A 13,279-nucleotide genomic window follows, 5' to 3' on the forward strand; every position below is an offset into this window, starting at 1 on the left:
CGGCCCTCCGCGACATAGATGGTTCGGAACTCGCGGCGTGCGCTACTTCTTCTGCTGCTGAAGAAGCGACTTCAGTTCCTGCACATTCTCCTCTACGCGTTTCGCGATCACCGCATACGACTCCGCCTGCGTCTGATAGGCGGCTTGCGCGAGCTGCTGCATATCGGCGAGCGATTTGTGCAGGCTCTGCTGGATCAGCTCCGCGGTTTTGCTCGACGGCGCGGCGCCGGCCGCGGTGAGTTGCGCAGTCAGCGCCTGCAACTCGCCCAGCGTGCTGCGCAGCATCTCGGCCTGTTTCTGCGCGAGCGACTGCATCCCCTGGAATGCTGTCTGATTCGCCTGAACCAGCGCTTCCATGTCCTTGCGGCGTGCTTCCATGATGGCGGGTACGTCGAAGCCGGGGAGCTTGAACTGTTCCAGCATTTTGGTCAGATCGCCAAACGGATTGGCTGCATCGGGTCGGTCCATGCGAAATCCTCCTTGCGGTTGAAGACTCATCGCCTCTGCGCCGCCCACACCAGGCGCGACGCCGATGCCGGCGGCTGCGTGTGCCGCGCGTGCCGCCACGGCGACGTGCTTTTGGGGGTCGCACGGCACATCGCAGCAATCATGCGCTATCCGGCTGCGTTGCGCCAGCGGCGCTCACCCTGACGCAAACGCGTGCGCGATGACGTGCGTCGCGTCGAGATGTATGCGCATGCTTCGAAAGGCTCGGAAAGTTACTGAATGGCTTTCGTAACCCGGTGGATCAGCGTGTCGACTATCGTTACGAGGAGCCGGTCCATCGTGGCGCCGGCGCTGTTTTCGCTGGGAGCGACATCATGAGAAAAGCAATCCTCAGCGCGGCCGTGGCCGCGGTTCTTGGCATCATCGCAACGGCCGCGCTTGCCGACGACGGCATGCCACCGCCCCCGCCCGCCGCGATGCACGACGGCGGTCCGCGCGGCGACGGGCCGCCGGGGCATGGTCCGATGATGGGTCATCCGAGTCCAGCTTTCGCGGTGATCAACGATCTCGAACAACTGCGCCGTCTGTATGCGCTGAGCGGCCGTCAAGGCGAGATCGTCGCGGTCTACCACGACGTGCTGAACAAGACCCAGGACCCGATGCTGCGTCACTACGTGTACGACTCGCTGGCGCGCGAGCAGCTGAAGCCCGCCAATCCCGAGCAAGCTATCGCGACACTGCGCACGAGTCTCGCCGAAGATCTCGCTATTGCGAACAAGGCGCCGCATGGCACGCCGCCGGGTGAGCCGGCGGCGCAAGCGCAATAAATCTTCATCGCGAGTTGCGAATGGAGCGCCCCGCCACGCGGCACTTTTTTTGCGCCGGAGCATGCGGGCGCAATCGAGCGATCGGTCCACCGCTGCCTCTCGCCGATAGGTGAAGCGCTCCCGCAGCCCCGCTACGTGCGGCTACGCGGGACTTCGTTGCCTGTCCCACATTGGCGCTTCACTGACGCTTTTCATCTTCCGTCAGGTGATTACGATAGGAGCTCCGCAACGTCAGGACAGGGTGAAGGAATGCGCTATCCAATGGACATGGCCATTGCCGCCGCCCTGCTCGTGTTCGTGCTGTGCTGCATCGTCAAGCTCGCTTTGAACTGATCGGCGGCCCGACGTCCGCGCCTTTTCTCTTCTTCATCCCGCTCCCCGCCGTTTCGTGTCGCGCGTCGCCGCGGCTCCTCGCGCTTCGCGCCTTCATGTCGCCGTGACATCGCTCGAAATAATTGTTGAATGGAGTTCGGCGGCCCGCTCGCCCATACTTCGTTCGCTGCCGGTGCGTGACGAATCACAGACGCATGAGATCGAAAGGCTTCACGTGCGAATCCCTTCGCCGATGATCGACGATCCCACGGTTGCCCGATCATCGGCGATGGACTCGAACCCACTGGCACCGCGTGCCGACGACAGGATCATCATGTTGACTTCAGTGAACTTCATCAAAAAGAACGCCGCCCGTTTCACCTGCATGGCACTCGTGTGCGGCAGCGCGCTGCTGAGCGGCTGCGCCGGCGCCAGCGTCACGAATCTGAGCGCGACGAGCACGTCCGCGACGGCCGGCGCAGGCACGCAGTCGACGATGCATCCTGACACGATCTACGTGTACACGTTCGATGCCGATCCGCAGCAGGTCAAGCTCGATAACAGCGGCATGCTGCAGAAACTGAAGACGCAGATGTCGGGTTCGTCGGACGCGCAGAAGCAGATTACCGATGCCACCAAGGTGCGCGAGCAGGTCGCCGACGAGATCGTCCATCAGCTGCAGGCGATGGGTCTGCACGCGGTGCGCACCGACGCGCCGGTGCCCGCCGGCCAGAACGTGCTGCTCGTGCAAGGCAGCTTCGAGACGATCGACGCCGGCAATCGCCGCCGCCGCACGCTGATCGGGCTCGGCGCGGGCAAGAGCGAGGTGAGCAGCGCGGTGCAGATCGTCTACCAACCCGCTGTGGGCGCGCCGCGCGTCGTGCAGAGCTTCACGGCCAACGCGGACAGCGGCAAGATGCCGGGCATGGTCGAAACCGCCGGAGTCGGCGCGGCGGCCGGCACCGTCGCGACCGCGGCAGCGGCCGGCGCGGGCCTGCACGGCGTGACCGAAACGAAGCGCGCGGGTGTGTCGGACGATGCAAAGCGCCTAGCCGATGCGGTCGCGAAACAGATCGCGCAGTTCGGTGTCGAAGCCGGCTGGATGCCGGCCGCGCGGAAGAGCTGAGCGATTGAGCGCGGCGGCTTGCGGGCCCGACTGAAAAGCACGGTTGACAAGCCCGGCGGTGTGGAGAGATGTCCACGCCGCCGCGTTTTTTGTCGACGCGAGCGCCGTCTTCATCCGCGCCACAGCCCTCGCAACAATGCGAGCAGCGCGGCAGGCGCGGTGCCCTTCTGGCAATAGCCGTCGAAATTGTGACGCTCGCGGCCGGTTTCCCTCACATGATCTTCGTCCAACGACGTGAACGCGACGATGCCGAGGCTGTGCGTCGGCAGATAGCGGCGCAGCGCGCTCGCCGTTTCGTAGCCATCGCGCTCCGGCATCATGATGTCGAGTACGACGACGTCGGGAACCCAGTTGCGCACGCAGCGCAGCGCCGCCGTGCAGCCGGTCGCGGCGCGCGCCTCGACGCCCTCGTAGGACAGCCAGGTGGCAAGCGCTTCGGCGGCGCTCTCGTTGTCGTCGACGACGAGCACGCGCGGCACGTCGTGCAATAGCTGGACCTCTCGGGCGCTCCATCTCTGGCAGGTAGTCGAATTTCGTGACATGTATGGCGGCCTGCGGTTAAACCTTTGGGCGGTAGCAAACGCTGTACCGTCCTCGCGGTGCCGTCAAACCCGCGCATCACGGCGTCATGACGCCATCAGAAACACCCACTTTTGCCATCTGTCCGGTAAATCGTCGCAGTTCTTCTGCAGTTCTCCCGCAGTTCTTCAATAAGAACGATTCGCATTTGAACGATAATCGGGCCGGGCGACTCGCATGCATGACTAAAACGCTGCCAGGCTTTCGGGCCTGGCAGCGTTTTAGCATTCACGCGCGGATTGAACGGCGTGGTGCCGCCCCGCGTCACTCGACCGGCGGCTCGCCTTCGGGTTTCTTCTTCGGCCGCTGCGCATCGGCGGCGCGCTGCGGCAGCTTGCTCTTTTCGTTATCGCTGTGCTTGACGGGCTGGGGATGATTGAACTGTTCGTCGACGACTTTCATGGTGTGCCTCCGTGCCAACGCAACGCAACACAACTCTCAACTCAACACAAACAACACAACGCTCATGAATGTTCGGCGGACCGCTCGGTCTCGCCCGTGCCTGCGACTGCGGCCGGCGCACCAGCTGCCGCGCCCATCGTCACCAGCACACTGCACGTCACGCGATCGAGCAGCAGCCCGTCGTGCCGGCCACCCCACCATCGCGCGAGTCCGTGACTGCGGCGATGACCGACGACGACCAGATCGACCTTCAGATCGTTAGCGAAAAACGGAATCTCGTCGAGTGGTTCACCGATCGCGAGATGACCGGTCGCGCGAATTCCGCGCGCGGCGAGTTTCTGCAAGCCCTCGTTGAGCAGCGCTTTGGCGGATTCGTTGATGAAATCGACCGGCACCGCGGACGTGATGTCCGCGCCCTGCATCCACGCCGTATTGTTGAGCACGGAAAGCAGGTGCACTTCCGCGTTCAGGTCTTGCGCTAGAGCGGCACCGTCCTTCAATGCGTGTTGTCCTTCGCGTGTTCCGTCGTAACAGAGAAGAATGCGCTTGAAGCTCGACATGAGAACCTCCTTGCGCCGCGCGGCAAGTCATCAATTAATTATATGTCAGTTCGTGACATATACCGCGCGACACCGATACATGCAAATACCTACAGAAACGCCGTTAAACAGGCACTATTCGCGAGATTCGGTGGCCACCGAATCCCTGCCATGGAATAGCGAAATGCGCCGGAACCGTGTGATGATGATCGGCCCTTCGGCGCCGAACGGTCCACCGCTGCCGATCGCGATCGCCGACGCCAATGGCTTCAGCACGGCGACCTTCGGCGACATTTTGCTCTTGCCGAACAGGATCGCCTCGATCGCTTCGGGAATACCGTGCCCGCGAATCTGCTCCGATCCGAAGCGCGCCATGAGCCCGACGATCAGACCGCCGACTACAGGCACGACGATCACCCACAGCCCTAGCGTATGACTGCGCGGCGAGCGGTCCGCGATCGACAGCGTCTGAAAGAAGAACAGGTTGATGAAAAAGCGGATCAGGTGCAGCAGGAAGTCCGCGCCGAAGGTGCTCAACAGGCCGACCACGGCGGCAATCACCGTGATTCGCAGAAGCCGGGTATCGGTGGCGAAATCGCCTTTTGACGCGTGGGTCTGCACTGCCGCTCCTCATGGTCGGATCGAGATAGGGAATGGGTGTGCCGTCGTAACAGCATCGCGCACGCATTAGCCGTACCTGAATGCATGCGGTTGCTCGGCGCGGCGATCAGGAACGCCGCGCTATGACTCCGGCCACAGAAAGAAAACATGAGCAGCGTTTGCCGCGGGATCGACGGGCAAACCATGGCTGTGCGACCGAGCGGTCCATGCCTCGTGCGGCGAACCGTTCGGCCATTTCACGAGCACCACCGCTCCACTGGACAACTGGTCGACAACGGTGCCGCCATACACGCCAATCACGCTGCTTCGCAGCTCGGTGTCGCGCGACGCGGCACATGGGTCGCGCATCGGCTGCTGGTATCGGCCGGTTTCCCGCTCAGGTGAGAACGCGTGGGCAAGCGGAACGGCGCAAACCGAAATAAGGAGGATTGCGAAGCGTCGACGCGACGTCAATCGTTTCATCGCGATTCCCTCGACGAACTACAGCCCCCAGATGATGTCAGCGTCCGAGTCACGCGCCGCACGCATCATGTCCAGAAACGGCCACGCGCGCTGCGATAGCCGGTTGCGCGACTCGCGTTGATTACTCGTTGAACAGTGCAATGCTTCGAGGGTCGTTTCCGCGGCCGCGTCTTCGGTGATGGCGGCTTCGAGACGATCGATCGCGTGGACCAGCTCGTCGTGGCTGATGACGCCCCGCTCGCCGAGCCGCTTGCCGATCAGGCCTAGCAGATATTGCGCGAGATCCCTCACATGACGGCATCCGGCGACGCCGTCGATTGAAATGTGATCATCATGATGGCTCCCTTATCGGTCTATCAGGCAACCGGCCAACGAGTGCTCCCAATCGGTCTGCCATCATTTTATATCACAACGTGATAAAAAAGAACGTGCGGATCGGTGTTTGGAGCCAGGCCGAAGGAGGTCGGGCGCGCACTCGACTTTCTGCGATATGCGACAGATTTCGCGCGCCGCGTGGGGGTTGGAGAACTTTTTATATCATATTGAAATATAATCATGACCAGACTGTATTCGCGTTGCCAGGGTTTCCCCGGTAATGTCGGGCCCGGCATCATCGACTACTTTCCGCTCCTATCTTGTCCCGCTCTCCTGCTCTCGGCTGGCTTGCCAGCTTTCTCCCCGCACCGGTCACCGTGAAATGGCACGAGCGTGCGCGTTCGTGCCTCGGCGCGCTGCTCGGCATCGCGTTCACCGGCGGTCTGATGTATCTGCTGCTCGGTCCGGCTGCAAACATTCCGCTGCTGGTCGCGCCGATGGGCGCCTCCGCGGTGCTGCTGTTTGCCGTGCCCGCGAGCCCGCTCGCGCAGCCGTGGTCGATCATCGGCGGCAACCTCGTGTCCGCGACGGTCGGCGTGACCTGCGCGATGCTGATCGGCGATCCGACGCTGGCGGCCGCCCTCGCGGTGGCGCTGTCGATCTCCGGCATGTTCGCGCTGCGCTGCGTGCACCCGCCGTCGGGCGCGGTCGCGTTGACCGCGGTGCTGGGCGGCCCGGTCATTCATGCGCTCGGCTACCGCTTCGTGCTCGAACCGATCGCGATCCAGTCGGCCGCGCTGCTGTTCGCGGCGCTCGTCTATCACGCGGCAACCGGCCACCGCTACCCGCATGCGGGACGCCAGGACCGCGCGACGCCGAATCAGGCCGCCGACGAAGCCGCGCGCGTCGGCTTCACCCGCGACGACGTCAAAGCCGTGCTTCGACGCCGTGACGAAATGCTCGACATCGGCACCGACGACCTCTATTCGTTGCTGCGCGAAACGCAGCTACAGGCCTTCTCGCGCAGCTTCGACGAACTGCGCTGCGAAGACGTGATGTCGCGCCATGTCGTGTCGGTGTCGCCGGGCGCGCGCGCCGCTGCCGCATGGGAGCTGTTCAGGCGCCACAATGTGAAGGCGCTGCCGGTCGTCGATGTGAAGCAGAAGCTGCTCGGCATCGTCACGCGCGCCGATTTCGTCGACAGGAAAAGCTTCGGCGCGCTCGGTCCGATCCTGAACTACTTCGACGGCTGGCTGCGCGGCGATGCGCTTCGCACGTCGAACGTCGGCAGCTTGATGACCACCGACGTGTGCACCGTCGGCGCCTCCGATCCGATCACGGAACTGGTGCCGATGTTCGCTAACTACGGGCACCACCACGTGCCGGTGCTCGATCGCGGGGGGCGCGTGGTCGGCATGATCACGCAGGTGGACCTGATCTCCGGCCTGTACCGGCAGACCGCCACCCAAGCCCGCAAGGCGGCCTGATTTTCAGTTAAAAGAGCAAGGAGACCTGCCGCGGGATGCCGTTGCCACGGCCGTAATCCACCTAAATACATCATGCCGTGATATATTTTCCGTTTCTTCACATCGGCGGATATCCCATGAAAGTACGGACTCGCAAGCTCGTCAAGAGCGATTTCGAGCAGTTGTCGGAGTTTCGCTACCAGATGCGGCGCTTCGAGCGCTTCTCGGAGCAGGCCGCGCAGAACGAGGGCATCACGCCGTTGCAATACCTGTTGTTGCTGCATATCAAGGGCTATCCCGAGCGCGACTGGGCGACCGTCGGCGAACTCGCGGAGCGTCTGCAGGCGCAACATCACGGCGTCGTCGCACTGGTATCGCGCTGCGAGGCACTGAGTCTCGTGCGCCGCCAGGTCAGCGAAACCGATCGTCGCCAGGTTGAAGTACACATCGAAAAAGCGGGAGAACGGGTACTCGAGCGGCTCGCGGAACTGCATCGCGCCGAATTGAGATCGCTCGAAGGCTCCTTCCAGATTCCTCAGATCGATCTCGACTAACCATGAGCATGGATTCCCACAAGCGCGACTTCGCGGCGAATGCACGGCTGCCCGGCATTTTCGCGCTCGCCGCGTGCATCGGCCTCGTCAGCACGTTTGCCGCTTTTGTTCTGCTGAACCTGATTCACCTGTTCACCAACCTGTTTTTCTTCGGCACGCTGTCGTTCGTCGACCGCTCGCCCGCCGCCAATACGCTCGGCATCTGGGTGATCGGCGTGCCGGTGATCGGCGGCTTGATCGTTGGACTGATGGCGCGCTTCGGCTCCGAAAAAATTCGTGGCCACGGCATTCCCGAGGCGATCGAAGCGATCCTGTTCGGCAAGAGCAAGATGTCGCCGAAAGTGGCGGTGCTCAAGCCGTTGTCGTCGGGCATCGTGATCGGCAGCGGCGGGCCGTTCGGCGCGGAAGGCCCGATCATCATGACCGGCGGCGCGCTCGGCTCGCTGATCGCGCAGTGCGTGAAGGTCACGTCGGCGGAGCGCAAGACGCTGCTCGTGGCCGGCGCCGCGGCCGGCATGACCGCGGTGTTCGGCACGCCGCTCGCGGCCGTGCTGCTCGCGGTCGAGCTGCTGCTGTTCGAATGGCGCCCTCGCAGCTTCCTGCCGGTCGCGGTGGCCTGCGCGGTCGCCGGCTTCGCTCGCGCGATTTTCTTCGGTACAGGTCCGCTGTTTCCGCTGCAGACCGCCGCGCCCGATGGCTGGTCCCTGCTGTCGTGCGCGGTCGCTGGCGTGTTGTCGGGCGCGCTTGCGTCCGGCCTGTCCGCCGCGCTCTACAAGGTGGAAGACCTGTTCGGCAAGCTGCCGATCCACTGGATGTGGTGGCCCGCGCTCGGCGGTACCGTCGTCGGCATTGGCGGCTGGCTCGAACCGCGCGCGCTCGGCGTCGGTTACGACGTGATCGGCGATTTGCTGCATCAGCATATTGCAGTGCAGGTCGCGCTTTTGCTGCTCACCGTGAAGGCTGTGATGTGGGTCATCGCGCTCGGCTCGGGCACGTCGGGCGGTGTGCTCGCACCGCTGTTGATGCTCGGCGCCGGACTCGGCACGGTGCTCGCGCACTGGCTGCCGGGCAGCGAGCCGGCGCTGTGGCCGCTCGTCTGCATGGCCGCGACGCTTGGCGCCACGCTCGGCGCGCCGCTCACGGCCATCGTGTTCGCGTTCGGCCTCACGCACGACGCCAACGCGCTGCTGCCTCTGCTGACCGCAACGCTGATCGCGCACGGCTTCTCCACGGTGGTGATGCGGCGCTCGATCATGACCGAGAAAATCGCGCGACGCGGTTATCACATCTATCGCGAGTACGGCGTCGATCCGCTCGAGCGCCACTATGTCGACGAAGTGATGACCGCATCGGTCGAATCGGTCGATGCCGCCACGACGGTCGGCGCAACGCTGCAGACGCTGTTCGGCGCGAACCAGCTGCGCCGCGCGTATCCGGTGGTGCGCGACGGCGCGGTGATCGGCGTGGCCGAACGCCCGTTGCTCGAACGCTTCTGCGCCGAGGACACGGAGCGCAAGCGCGCGATGACCCTCGCCGCCGTGTTCGCCCAGCACAACACCGCGTTTGCGTTGTCATCCGAGACCTGCCGGCTCGTGGCGACGCGGCTCGCAGTGCTAGGGCTCGAACGCCTGCCGGTGGTCGCCGATGGCAACAGCATGCGTCTGATCGGAATCGTGTCGCGCAGCGATCTGATCAAGCCGTCGCTCGTTCACTTCGAAGAGGAACACAAACGCGAGCGGCTCCGTCGTATCGGGCCGTCGCTCGGCAAGCGGCGCTTCGCGCCGGTTCGTAAAACCAGCTAAAAGACCGCTGCAATAGTCAAAGGCCGAGCCCCGCGAGGGCCTCGGCCTTTTTTGTTCGCGCATGCAGCTATTTGCCCGCGCCACGCGGCTCGACGCAACCCAGCACGAGCGTGTCGCCCGATTTCGCGCCCGGACCCAGCGCCGCGGTGTGGAAGTCCGCGTGATCGCAATGCCATTCGGCGTGGAAGTCGCGCGCGCATGCCAGCGTCGTGCCGCCTTTGTGCAGACCGGGCAGCGGGTAATCGCAAGTTTCCCGTCCGTTGCAATGACGCTCGAGCTCGCGAGTCAGGTTGCCCGGCGGCGCGCCGCAATTCCCGCCATAGGTGCCCGATACGATCGTGATCGCGCGCATGGGCGCGTCGGCGTTGGCGGACACCACGAATACGCCGCTTGCTAGCGCCAGCACGGCAGGAAGGATCCCACTGAGGAAAACCTGTCTGCGCCGTGAAGTTTCCATCGGCTTCTTCACTTTTCGCCTCCGTTCCCTCTACAGGCGACGCTGAACCGAAACACGCCGCCTATAGCCAGGTATAGAGGAAAGAGCCAAACGCTGCCACACAAAAACCCGTGCCTACAGGCAATCGCGGCAAAACCCGTTATTCGAGCGCCTTGTCGTTCGGCTGCGCGTAAAGCTGCTTCAGCGAATCGCTCATCGGAAAGTCGAAGCTGATGTTCTTCGGCGGCACCGGCTTGACGAACCAACGGTCGTACATCGTGTGGATTTCGGGTCCTTTCATCACCTGTTCGAGCGTGTCGTCGACGAGCTTTCTGAACTCGGGATCGTCGCGGCGCAACATGAAGCCGTACGCTTCCGACGATTGCGGCGTGCCGGTGATGATCCAGTCCGACGGCTTGGCGGTCAGCGTGCGCGTGCCGGCAAGCAGCACGTCATCCATCATGTACGCGACGGCACGGCCGCTTTCGAGCGTGAGGCGCCCTTCGCCGTAATCCTTCGCGCTGATGATCTGCATGTTCATCTTCTTGTCTTCGTTCATCTTGCGCAGGATGCGCTCGGACGTCGTGCCTTGGTTGGTCACCACCGTCTTGCCCGCGAGATCCGGGAAGTCCTTGATGCCGGAGTCCTTGCGCGTCAGAAGACGTGTCGTCGCGACGAAGAACGTGTCGCCGAAGCTCACCTGGCTCTGGCGCGCGGCGAGATTGGTCGTCACGCCGCATTCGAGATCGACCGTGCCGTTCTGTACGAGCGGGATGCGATTCTGCGAGGTGACCGGGATGAAGCGAACCTTGAGGTCCGGACGCTTCGTTTTCGTTTTCACCGCATCGATGATCTTGTTGCACAAGTCCTGCGAAAAGCCGATCACTTCGTTGTTCGCATCGACGTAGGAAAACGGCACCGAGGTCTCGCGATGGCCAATCGCGATCACGCCGCTTTGCTGGATCTTCGCGAGCGTGGACGTCGTGTCCTGCGCGAACGCGGCAGTACTCACCGCTGTTGCCGCCACGAGCACGGCGACAGCGGACCAATTCATCACTTTCATAGGTTTCTCCGATCGTTCTGCAGGTTCCTGATGGATGGCGGGCTGCTGTGCCAGCCGTCTACATATGTTGCCATTAAAAAAATACTTGCAACATATGTTAACTACCGAGTGTCGACACGCCGTGCAACGGCGTTGTCCGCTCATCAATTCACCATAGATCCGTACCGGACACCCTTTTCAAAACCGTACAGGTACTGTACCGGGACCTATCGCTAGAATGAGCTTCACCGTTTCTGTTGGCGACACCGGAGCCCATCCCCCCATGTCTTTCGTCACTCTCAGCGCGCTGCCCGCCGGCATTCTGTTCGCGCTCGTCACCTCGATCACGCCCGGTCCGAACAACACGATGCTGCTCGCATCGGGCGTCAATTTCGGCTTTCGCCGCACGCTGCCGCATCTGTCCGGCATCAGCGTCGGCGTGGTGCTGTTGATGTTGTCGGTCGGCGTGGGCCTCGGCGAAGCGTTCGTGCACTTTCCCGTGCTGTACACGGTGCTCGAAGCCGTCAGCGTCGCTTATCTGCTGTATCTGGCGTGGAAGATCGGCACGTCGGGAGAGCTCAAGCTCAGGAACGGCGAACGGCGCCCGATGCGCTTTCATGAAGCAATCGCGTTTCAGTGGGTCAATCCGAAGGCGTGGATGATGGTGCTGACCGCCGCGACGACGATTCATCTGAGCAACAGCTTCGGCATGAACGCCGTTGCAATGGCCGCGGTGTTCTATGTGATCGGCTTTCCGTGCATCTGCGTGTGGGCTGGTTTCGGCACGGCGATGCGCGAGGTGCTGTCGAACCCGAAACGGCTGCGCGTCTTCAACGTCGCGATGGCGCTGCTGCTCGTGGGGTCGCTGTATCCGATCGCGCTGAAGCTGTTCGGGCATGGCGGCTGAGCGTCCGACGCGCCGCCGCGTCTACCACGCCCCCTGCCCGACCCTCTCGATGAAGCGCCACAACGCGTCGTCGGTCGAATACGGCGCGTTGAAGCGGAACCACGCGCTCGGCGCGTCGTCGGGACGGAAGTAGGAGCCCGGCGCGAGCCAGATGCCATGCGCGAGCGCGGCGGTCGCGACCTCGGCGGCGTGCTCCGCTTCGATCGGCAGACGCGCCAGCATGAAGAGCCCCGCGCGCGGCCGATGAAACACCTCGAGCCCGAGCACGTCGAGCCGTTCTTCGAGTGCCACGTGCGCGAGCTTCAGCCGCTCGTTGACCATCTCGACATGGCGCGCGTAACGCCCTTCCACCAGCACCTTGTCGACGATCCGCTCGATCGTTTCCGACGACGTCAGTCCCACCGCCATCTTCGTGCGCGCGAGCTCGCGCAGCACCGCCTGCTCGGCCACCACGTAGCCGCAGCGCAGCGACGGCGTCACCGTCTTCGAAAAGCCGCCGACGTGCAACACGCGCTGCAAGCCCTCCATCGCCGCCAGCAGCGGCGCGCCGGCCGGCGCGAGTTCGCGGCTCACGTCGTCCTCGATGACCCAGATGCGTTCGCGCTCGGCGATCTGCAGCAAGCGGAACGCGGCCGACATGCCGAAGGTCGCGCCGGTCGGATTCTGCAGCGTGGTGTTGACGAAGATCGCCTTCGGCTTGTGCCGCGCGACCAACGTTTCGAGAACCTCAGTATCGACGCCGGCCGGCGTGCGCGGCACGCCATGCACGACCAGCCCGGCGAGCTTCAGGATCTGCAGCAGGTTGCAGTAGCCGGGGTCCTCGACGATGACCGCATCGCCTGCGCGCAGCAGCGTGCGCACAATCAGATCGAGTCCCTGCGTCGCGCCCTGCGTGAGCAGCACGTTCGCGACGTCGACCGGCAGCCCGCGCCGATCGAGTTGTTCGGCGATGCGCTCGCGCAGCGGCGCGAAGCCGTACGGATGGCCGTAGTCGCCGAGACGCGCGGCCGGCACCCGGCTCAGCGCACGCAGCGAGTGCTGCAGGCCGCTCTCGTTGGTCCATTCGCTCGGCAGCCAGCCGCAGCCCGCCTTGATCGGCACCGAGTGATCGGCGAACACGTCGGACAGCAGCCATGTCGCGGTCAGGCTCGGCGGCGTCCAATCGGCGACAGCCGCGCGCGCGGACGGCGAGCGCGCCGCCACCCGATAGCCGGAGCCGCGCCGCGCGACCACGAGCCCCATCGACACGAGCCGGTTGTACGCCTCGGTCACCGTGAAGGTGCTCAGCGCGTGGCTTTGCGCAAGCTGCCGCACCGACGGCAGCAGCGCGCCGGCGCGCAGCGATTGCGCATCGATCGCGCGCGCGAAGCCTTGCACGACCTGTTCGACGAGCGTCGGCGCCGCACGCCGGTCGCGTTGAAGGTCCAGTTCGATCATGTTTT

At 63.9% G+C, this 13,279-nt stretch carries 13 protein-coding genes and 2 pseudogenes; 6 read left to right on the top strand and 9 right to left on the bottom strand.

From position 1 onward, the window contains the following. Positions 1-42: 42 nt before the first annotated feature. Positions 43-468, bottom strand: a complete 426-nt coding sequence (phaP, locus tag G5S42_RS10280; RefSeq protein ID WP_176106651.1) for a phasin family protein — start codon at positions 466-468, stop codon at positions 43-45. A gap of 353 nt (positions 469-821) precedes the next feature. Between phaP and G5S42_RS10285 the strand changes: the two genes are divergently transcribed. Together G5S42_RS10285 and G5S42_RS10290 are read left to right on the top strand one after the other, a co-directional pair. Further along, positions 822-1,274, top strand: coding sequence for a hypothetical protein (locus tag G5S42_RS10285; protein WP_176106652.1), 453 nt, complete (start codon positions 822-824; stop codon positions 1,272-1,274). Between the two features lie 646 nt (positions 1,275-1,920). After that, positions 1,921-2,712, top strand: coding sequence for a DUF4410 domain-containing protein (locus G5S42_RS10290; protein ID WP_176106653.1), 792 nt, complete (start codon positions 1,921-1,923; stop codon positions 2,710-2,712). A 110-nt stretch (positions 2,713-2,822) separates the two neighbouring features. On the opposite strand, the gene G5S42_RS10295 is transcribed toward G5S42_RS10290, so the two are convergent. From G5S42_RS10295 to G5S42_RS10315, 5 genes and pseudogenes are all read right to left on the bottom strand, one after another. Further along, positions 2,823-3,254 (bottom strand): response regulator, encoded by a 432-nt coding sequence (locus G5S42_RS10295; RefSeq protein WP_176106654.1) that lies wholly within the window; start codon positions 3,252-3,254, stop codon positions 2,823-2,825. 301 nt (positions 3,255-3,555) lie between these two features. Then, positions 3,556-3,693 (bottom strand): hypothetical protein, encoded by a 138-nt coding sequence (locus G5S42_RS10300; protein ID WP_013092287.1) that lies wholly within the window; start codon positions 3,691-3,693, stop codon positions 3,556-3,558. Between the two features lie 62 nt (positions 3,694-3,755). Beyond that, positions 3,756-4,253 carry a universal stress protein gene (locus G5S42_RS10305; protein ID WP_176106655.1) on the bottom strand — a complete coding sequence of 166 codons (498 nt, stop codon included), beginning with the start codon at positions 4,251-4,253 and terminating at the stop codon, positions 3,756-3,758. 177 nt (positions 4,254-4,430) lie between these two features. Beyond that, positions 4,431-4,853: pseudogene (locus G5S42_RS10310) on the bottom strand (chloride channel protein); the annotation flags it as partial. A gap of 480 nt (positions 4,854-5,333) precedes the next feature. Then, positions 5,334-5,650: pseudogene (locus tag G5S42_RS10315) on the bottom strand (DUF1840 domain-containing protein). 300 nt (positions 5,651-5,950) lie between these two features. Between G5S42_RS10315 and G5S42_RS10320 the strand changes: the two are divergent. The 3 genes from G5S42_RS10320 (at position 5,951) to G5S42_RS10330 (ending at position 9,452) form a co-directional block, all read left to right on the top strand. Then, positions 5,951-7,117, top strand: a complete 1,167-nt coding sequence (locus G5S42_RS10320) for an HPP family protein (RefSeq protein WP_176106656.1) — start codon at positions 5,951-5,953, stop codon at positions 7,115-7,117. 116 nt (positions 7,118-7,233) lie between these two features. Next, entirely contained in the window at positions 7,234-7,650 is a 417-nt protein-coding gene (locus G5S42_RS10325) for a MarR family winged helix-turn-helix transcriptional regulator (RefSeq protein WP_176106657.1), read from the top strand. A 2-nt stretch (positions 7,651-7,652) separates the two neighbouring features. Further along, positions 7,653-9,452, top strand: a complete 1,800-nt coding sequence (locus tag G5S42_RS10330) for a chloride channel protein (RefSeq protein WP_176106658.1) — start codon at positions 7,653-7,655, stop codon at positions 9,450-9,452. 67 nt (positions 9,453-9,519) lie between these two features. On the opposite strand, the gene G5S42_RS10335 is transcribed toward G5S42_RS10330, so the two are convergent. Next, complete coding sequence (locus G5S42_RS10335; RefSeq protein ID WP_217709881.1) at positions 9,520-9,909, bottom strand: hypothetical protein; 390 nt, start codon at positions 9,907-9,909, stop codon at positions 9,520-9,522. A 139-nt stretch (positions 9,910-10,048) separates the two neighbouring features. After that, on the bottom strand, positions 10,049-10,951 hold the full coding sequence (locus G5S42_RS10340) for a glutamate/aspartate ABC transporter substrate-binding protein (protein WP_176106660.1): 903 nt from the start codon (positions 10,949-10,951) through the stop codon (positions 10,049-10,051). A gap of 262 nt (positions 10,952-11,213) precedes the next feature. Here G5S42_RS10340 and G5S42_RS10345 point away from each other — a divergent pair, with 262 nt between their 5' ends. Then, the gene (locus G5S42_RS10345; RefSeq protein WP_176106661.1) at positions 11,214-11,837 is read left to right on the top strand and encodes a LysE family translocator; all 624 of its coding nucleotides are present in this window, start codon (positions 11,214-11,216) and stop codon (positions 11,835-11,837) included. A gap of 21 nt (positions 11,838-11,858) precedes the next feature. Here G5S42_RS10345 and G5S42_RS10350 read toward each other — a convergent pair whose 3' ends face one another. Then, positions 11,859-13,274, bottom strand: a complete 1,416-nt coding sequence (locus G5S42_RS10350) for an aminotransferase-like domain-containing protein (protein WP_176106662.1) — start codon at positions 13,272-13,274, stop codon at positions 11,859-11,861. Between the last annotated feature and the right edge of the window lie 5 nt (positions 13,275-13,279).

Source organism: Paraburkholderia youngii, from assembly GCF_013366925.1.
Taxonomy (GTDB): Bacteria; Pseudomonadota; Gammaproteobacteria; order Burkholderiales; family Burkholderiaceae; genus Paraburkholderia; species Paraburkholderia youngii.

Bases quoted from the DNA above. Each gene is read 5' to 3' on its own strand.
- G5S42_RS10340 (WP_176106660.1), bottom strand. From the start codon at position 10,951: ATGAAAGTGATGAATTGGTCCGCTGTCGCCGTGCTCGTGGCGGCAACA.
- G5S42_RS10325 (WP_176106657.1), top strand. From the start codon at position 7,234: ATGAAAGTACGGACTCGCAAGCTCGTCAAGAGCGATTTCGAGCAGTTG.
- G5S42_RS10345 (WP_176106661.1), top strand. From the start codon at position 11,214: ATGTCTTTCGTCACTCTCAGCGCGCTGCCCGCCGGCATTCTGTTCGCG.
- G5S42_RS10305 (WP_176106655.1), bottom strand. From the start codon at position 4,253: ATGTCGAGCTTCAAGCGCATTCTTCTCTGTTACGACGGAACACGCGAA.
- phaP (WP_176106651.1), bottom strand. From the start codon at position 468: ATGGACCGACCCGATGCAGCCAATCCGTTTGGCGATCTGACCAAAATG.
- G5S42_RS10330 (WP_176106658.1), top strand. From the start codon at position 7,653: ATGAGCATGGATTCCCACAAGCGCGACTTCGCGGCGAATGCACGGCTG.
- G5S42_RS10295 (WP_176106654.1), bottom strand. From the start codon at position 3,254: ATGTCACGAAATTCGACTACCTGCCAGAGATGGAGCGCCCGAGAGGTC.
- G5S42_RS10350 (WP_176106662.1), bottom strand. From the start codon at position 13,274: ATGATCGAACTGGACCTTCAACGCGACCGGCGTGCGGCGCCGACGCTC.
- G5S42_RS10290 (WP_176106653.1), top strand. From the start codon at position 1,921: ATGTTGACTTCAGTGAACTTCATCAAAAAGAACGCCGCCCGTTTCACC.
- G5S42_RS10285 (WP_176106652.1), top strand. From the start codon at position 822: ATGAGAAAAGCAATCCTCAGCGCGGCCGTGGCCGCGGTTCTTGGCATC.
- G5S42_RS10300 (WP_013092287.1), bottom strand. From the start codon at position 3,693: ATGAAAGTCGTCGACGAACAGTTCAATCATCCCCAGCCCGTCAAGCAC.
- G5S42_RS10335 (WP_217709881.1), bottom strand. From the start codon at position 9,909: ATGGAAACTTCACGGCGCAGACAGGTTTTCCTCAGTGGGATCCTTCCT.